5 protein-coding genes are annotated in these 6,498 nt (G+C 40.4%); 1 reads left to right on the top strand and 4 read right to left on the bottom strand.

Features of this window, described 5'->3' with window-relative positions:
- Positions 1-322: 322 nt before the first annotated feature.
- The 3 genes from recG to asnC are packed head-to-tail and all read right to left on the bottom strand — an operon-like array spanning position 323 to position 3,650.
- Positions 323-2,404: an ATP-dependent DNA helicase RecG gene (recG, locus tag NRL14_RS19705; RefSeq protein WP_149604946.1), complete on the bottom strand. Its 2,082-nt coding sequence runs from the start codon at positions 2,402-2,404 to the stop codon at positions 323-325.
- Positions 2,405-2,463: 59 nt separating this feature from the next.
- Positions 2,464-3,150 carry a tRNA (guanosine(18)-2'-O)-methyltransferase TrmH gene (gene trmH / locus NRL14_RS19700; protein ID WP_076925783.1) on the bottom strand — a complete coding sequence of 229 codons (687 nt, stop codon included), beginning with the start codon at positions 3,148-3,150 and terminating at the stop codon, positions 2,464-2,466.
- 41 nt (positions 3,151-3,191) lie between these two features.
- On the bottom strand, positions 3,192-3,650 hold the full coding sequence (gene asnC, locus NRL14_RS19695) for a transcriptional regulator AsnC (protein ID WP_007378830.1): 459 nt from the start codon (positions 3,648-3,650) through the stop codon (positions 3,192-3,194).
- A gap of 197 nt (positions 3,651-3,847) precedes the next feature.
- Between asnC and asnA the strand changes: the two genes are divergently transcribed.
- The gene (gene asnA, locus NRL14_RS19690) at positions 3,848-4,843 is read left to right on the top strand and encodes an aspartate--ammonia ligase (RefSeq protein WP_149604947.1); all 996 of its coding nucleotides are present in this window, start codon (positions 3,848-3,850) and stop codon (positions 4,841-4,843) included.
- Between the two features lie 47 nt (positions 4,844-4,890).
- Here the strand turns inward: asnA and NRL14_RS19685 are convergent, their stop codons facing one another.
- Positions 4,891-6,498 (bottom strand): DUF342 domain-containing protein, encoded by a 1,608-nt coding sequence (locus NRL14_RS19685; RefSeq protein WP_149604948.1) that lies wholly within the window; start codon positions 6,496-6,498, stop codon positions 4,891-4,893.

Genomic DNA, 6,498 nt, shown 5'->3' with positions numbered 1-6,498 from the left:
CAGTAGTGAAACGAAACAGCGCCGATGATAGTGTAGCATTTGCTATGTGAAAGTAGGACATTACCAGGCTTCAAATTGTAGAGAGCCCGAATCTAACGATTCGGGCTTTTTTACGTCTGCAGAAAAGTGAAATGTGCGCAATTAACACACACTCATATCGCGACACAAAGATAGTGTAGCATTGGCTATGTGGCTCTACACTGCTGTGGGCACTACGACATTCTACTGCGTAGCGCACTGACTTCACATTGTAGAAAGCCCGACTAGAAATAGTCGGGCTTTTTTACGTCTGCAGAAAAGTGAAAATATATTTCAATGAGGGTTATGCTTGTGCGTAGTTTGACTTATTGCCAAGCCATCTATGAATCAGAGGATCTACATGTTGAGGGTATTGTTTTAGCATTTGCTGCGCGATAGGCCTTACTTGATTAAGTGTTTGTTTGTCGCGCGTTAAGTCTGCAATTTTGAATTCTGCTAAACCAGTTTGTTTTGTACCAAGTACTTCACCAGGGCCACGAATTTCTAAATCGCGCTCTGCTATTACAAAACCATCGTTACTATCGCGTAGTACGCCTAATCGCTTTTGAGCAGTATGAGATAGTGGTGCGTGGTATAAAAGCACGCAATGTGATGCCGTAGCGCCGCGGCCAACTCGCCCGCGTAACTGATGCAGCTGTGCTAAGCCTAAGCGCTCAGGGTTTTCTATAATAATTAAGCTCGCATTAGGGACATCTACACCAACTTCAATAACCGTAGTGGCAACTAAAACATGTATATTACCTGCCTTAAACTCGCTCATAATGGCTTGTTTTTCAGCTGATTTCATTCGTCCATGTACTAAGCCTACGTTTAGCTCTGGTAATGCTTCTTTTAACTGCAGTGCACTGTCTTCGGCTGCCTGGCATTGCAGGACTTCTGATTCATCAATAAGTGTACACACCCAGTAAACTTGGCGGCCTTGCTCGTTACACGCTAATTTAACGCGGGCAATAATATCGTCTCTGCGAGTATCAGGAAGTGCCACTGTTGTAATTGGCGTACGCCCTGGTGGTAGCTCATCAATTACAGAGGTTTCTAAGTCGGCATACGCTGTCATAGCGAGTGTGCGTGGGATGGGTGTTGCAGTCATGACCAGTTGATGGGGATAGCAATCACCAAACTTACCTTTTTCACGCAGTGATAAACGCTGATGAACACCAAAGCGGTGTTGTTCATCAATAACGATAAGCACTAAGTTATTGAACTTAACTTCATCTTGAAATAAAGCGTGAGTACCTACAATCATTTGCGCTTCACCAGAGGCTATTTTTTCAAGTGTTGCTACGCGCTCTTTGCCTTTTGTTTTACCGCCAAGCCAAGCAACGGTTATACCTAGTTGATTAAACCACGTTGTAAAATTAACACCATGTTGCTCTGATAAAATTTCAGTAGGAGCCATTAAAGCGACTTGAAAGCCCTGCGCAATGGCTGTTAGTGCACTCAGTGCTGCTACCAGTGTTTTCCCTGAACCTACATCGCCTTGTACTAAACGCATCATTGGATACGCGTGTTGCATATCACCTTTAATTTCAGCAACTACGCGGCTTTGCGCATTTGTGGGTGCAAACGGAAGTCGCTCTAAAAATTGGCTTTCTAATGTGTTTACTGGATTTAATGCCACGGCTTTAACTTGTTGCCCTTGCTCTCGTACTTTTAATAAGCTGAGGTTTTGAGCAAGTAACTCCTCGAATACAAGGCGCTGTTGAGCTGGGTGAGTACCTTGCTCTAATGCAGTTACATCAACATCATTTGGTGGGCGGTGCAGTAATAATAAAGCGTCACTTAGTGGCATATTTGATGGCTGCCACTGTGAAGGCAGTAGTTCTTCTACTGAGTATTTATGTAGTAAATCAATAGCCTGTTCGCTTAAAGCTCTAATCGATAGTTGCTTTAAGCCTTCGGTTGTTGAATAAACGGGCGTTAATGTTGTCGCTACCGGCTGCTCGTTAGAGGTATCGCTGATACTGTATTCAGGATGACTCATTTCAAAGCCAACACGGCCACGGCGCACTTCACCAAAACAACGTATTATTTTACCAGCGCTAAATGCGTTTTTTTGTGCGGCGGTAAAATTAAAAAACCGTAGTGTTAGCCTGCCAGTACCATCATTAATTTGGCAAACCAGCATGCGCCTTTTACCAAACGTGATTTGGCTTGTCTCAATTGTTGCTTCCACACTTACATGACTATGAAGTAGCAGCTCATTAATTGCGTATAAGCGAGTGCGATCTTCGTAGCGAAGTGGTAAATGAAAGAGCATATCTTGTACAGTTAAAATACCTAGCTTCAACAAGCGCTCGGCCATTTTTGGACCAACCCCTTTAAGTTCTGTTATTGGGTATTGGCTTAAGCTAGGTTTAGACAAAGTAGGCTCAATTTTTATTATTTAATGTAGATTAAGTGTACTTACAGAGTGTAAGTGCATCAAGTATGTTTTAAAGCTTGCCAAAATTGCTCGTCAGCGACTATTTCGCCGTTTTCATCAAGTGCAGGATAAGGTAATTTTTTTTGTTTACACTGCCTTGCGATAATAGGGTGGCAGCCTTCAAAGTAAAGTGGATGTTTAACTTCGGCGCTCAACATATCTCTATTATATAAACCAGCCAGCTCGCGTTGGCGCTGTGCTTCAAACAATATTAGCGCAGCAGCAACTGATACATTTAGCGATTGCACCATGCCTTGCATTGGAATAATAATATTTTGATCGGCATATTCTAGGGCTTTTTCTGATATCCCTGTTTTTTCTTGTCCAACAATAATAGCCGTTGGCTTGGTGTAATCTACTTCTCTAAAATCAACGGCATCTTCTGATAAGTGAGTCGCTAATATTTGTATTTCTGGATTGCGTTCACGCATTGCCACTACGGCATCATCAATATTTCTATGTAAGTGCGTCTCTAGCCAGTTTTTACTGCCACCTGAGGTATTATTTGTTAGCCATTTTTGCTTTTCAGGCCATACAGCATGTACGTGATGGCAACCAACCGCATCAGCACTTCGTACTATTGCAGATAAGTTATGGTGTTTGTGCACGTCTTCTAAACACACGGTTAGGTCTGTTTGACGGCGCGAAAGTACGTCTTCGATTCTTTGATAGCGAGTTTGCTGCATGGTTATCCTCTTTTTTCGGCAATTATACGAGATTTTTGCAGTTAAGGCATTACCGTACGGCTAATTGGATTTTGTAGAGAAATAAGTGTTTCTGTTGACTGAATGGCTTCTATTGCCTGTATTTTATTAATCAGCACATCTTGTAAGTGATCAATGGACTTTGTCATTACCTTTATAAATATACTGTAGTTACCTGTTGTGTAATAAGCCTCTACCACTTCCTCCAATGCTTCTAGCTTTATAAGCGTTTGCGGGTAATCACGTGCGTTATTTAAATTAATGCCTATAAAGCAGCACACATCGTAGCCCAGCTGTTTAGTATTAATCGTTAATTGGGTGCCTATAATGATCCCTGCTTGCTTCATTTTTTCAATTCTTACGTGAATTGTCCCAGCGCTTACATTAAATCTTTTTGCTAATTCGGCATACGCAGTACGGGCATTTGCCATTAACGCATGAAGTATCTGTTTATCGAGATTATCGATTAAATAATTTTCCATTATATATTTGTCATAAAATTATCGAATATATGGTTTTTATACCACTTAATTAATGGTTTTTATATATTAAAGCTATTTTTTTTATGAGATATTGAATTAATCCTTTAAATCGTTACATTAACTTCATTAAGGGCGCTCATTAGAGCGCTTTTTATCAATTAAGCAAGTAACAATAACTGGGAATGAGGCCAATTATTATGAGTTCACACTATGTGCAGCAACAGCAGCAAATAAGTAAAGTTAAGCAATTTTTTTCACAACAACTAGAAACCCAACTTGGGCTGGTTGAGGTTCAAGCCCCAATTTTGGCTAAGGTTGGCGACGGCACGCAAGATAACTTAAGCGGCCATGAAAACGCAGTTGCTGTAAATGTGAAAGCGATTACAGATAGCCGCTACGAAGTGGTGCATTCACTGGCTAAGTGGAAACGTAAAACACTCGCAACTTATGGCTTTGGTGTTGGTGAGGGTATTTACACTCAAATGAAAGCTTTGCGCCCAGATGAAGATTCATTAAGTCCTATTCATTCTGTATATGTTGATCAATGGGATTGGGAAAAAGTAATTAGCGAAACGACAGAGCGTTCGATGGCAACACTAAAGCAAACTGTTCAATCTATTTATAAAGGGATAAAAGAGACTGAGGCTTTTGTAAGTGAGTCTTATGGTTTGACGCCTTTTTTACCGGACGATATTAAGTTTGTGCACAGTGAAGAGCTACGTAAAATGTATCCTGACTTTAGTGCTAAACAACGCGAAAAAGCCATTGCACAAGAATATGGTGCTGTATTTTTAATTGGTATTGGTGGCGCGCTTGGAGATGGCAAAATTCATGATGTAAGAGCCCCAGATTACGATGATTGGTCTACGCCAACATGCGATCAATATATGGGTTTAAATGGTGATATTTTAGTATGGAACCCAGTACTTGAAGATGCATTTGAAATATCATCAATGGGTATACGTGTAAGCCCTGAGGTTTTAAAAGCGCAGTTAAGTACAACTGGAGATGAAGACCGCTTAGAGTTTAATTGGCATAAAGCGCTACTACAAAGTAAATTTCCGCAAACAATTGGTGGTGGAATCGGTCAGTCACGCTTGGCTATGTTATTACTGCAAAAGCAGCATATTGGCCAAGTACAAGTGGGTGTATGGCCAAGTCAAACTTATGATACAGTAAGTGATTTGCTTTAGGGTATATGAGGAGCTATTGATTTGAGTGCCTGTATTTGCACTCATTTCTAGTGTGTTTTAAACTCGATTTCTACTTTATTATTCAACAACTTTACATTGCATGGTGGGTAATTACGGATTGTTTTGAGTACTTTATTAAAAATATGAATTTCTACTCCAGAATGCAAAACAGTGTTAACAGCAAGGTTTGCATCACTAAGCAAATCATGTAACTCATGATCTAAGCTCGAAAGGCGTTTTTCTAATTGTTCAGCCTGTTGGCAATAATGCAGTTGTGTAGCGCCAATTTTGGCAATTAGCTGATTCTTTTTATCAATATCTTTAACTAAATCAGCTTTTTCGAGAGCAGCTTGAAGAGTATCTAATTGTTGATCTGTATTTGCTAAATCTTTAAAGCAATTGTCTGTGTCAGCAGTTATTTCAGCGCCTGAAGCTGCTAAATTTATTGCCATTTTTGCGCCTGATTCGTTTCCTATTTCACCAGCAATGAGCGTTGTAGCATCCAGTATTTCACCACCAAAAATTTTACCTTTAGGTAAGTCTGTTTGACCCACTTGTAGTAATTTTTTCGCTTTCATAACGCAGTGGCTAGTTTGGCGATCAATAAATATGTTAGCTGCTTCTATATAACAATACTGTGAATGAGAAACATGGACATCTCCAGCACAAACTAATTTGCAGGATAGTGATTTATCCTCAAGCTTTTGATGGCCAATTACACCTTGCTTCACAGTGATATTACCGCCAGCAGTAAGCTCTCCTGATTCGACAGTACCTAAAATAGTAATATCGCCTTTTGCGTTTATTTTCATACCAGGATCGATGTTTCGTGTAACAATCACACTGCCTTCAAAGTCGATATGGCCACTTTTCACATTTACATCAGATATTGTAAAAATATCATCTACACGCATTCCGTTATTAATTTCTACAGGAACGCCGGCAATAGTAGAGACTAATTCCATAGGGTTTAATTTTGATATTTCAGTGCCTTCACCTGCGACCAGTTGTTTATTTTCACCAGGTTTAGCGGTAAGTATATCACCGACTACTGTGAAGCCCTCTTTACCAGGGGTTGCGGGGTGCTGTCGAATAAGTACTGTACCAGGTTCTACACTTGCGAGTTTTCCAAAGTCACGCATATCAACGCTGCCATCTTCTTTTAATTTTGGCGCGTTTAAACGATCTTTTAGGGTTTCTACCACTGTTACTAATTTTGTCGCTAATCCATCACTTGGAAGCCGCCCCTTGGCGAGAGTACCTTTAACGATTGTCCCAGGTGATAGCTCGGCTTGTTTTTCTAGTAATTGTTCTAAAAATACTTGCTTGTAGCCACGAACTATTCCAGCTTTAACAAGGTGTTTTTTCGCATCATCTAGGCTTAGCTGCTTACCGCCCTGAGCGAGAGTGAGCTCGCCTATAGCTAGCATTTTATCATCGCTAATTTCTATCTTGATTGCGGCATCGTACTTAGTTGCAACAACTAAAACTGACTCAGTATTTTTATTTTTGAAGAAGTTGTTTATGGCTTCATGATCGATTTTACAGTCACAAAAAGTCGACATTTCGAGAGCTTCAATCACGAACGCAGCACTCGGCGGAGCGTGCTTACTTACATCAAGTAAAATATTTCCATTATGAGCAAGCTTAAACAC

It is taken from the genome of Pseudoalteromonas sp. 20-92 (genome assembly GCF_030847595.1).
Classification (GTDB): domain Bacteria; phylum Pseudomonadota; class Gammaproteobacteria; order Enterobacterales; family Alteromonadaceae; genus Pseudoalteromonas; species Pseudoalteromonas fuliginea.
Note: the sequence above shows the minus strand (reverse complement) of the source record. Positions and strands in the feature narration are given on the sequence as shown.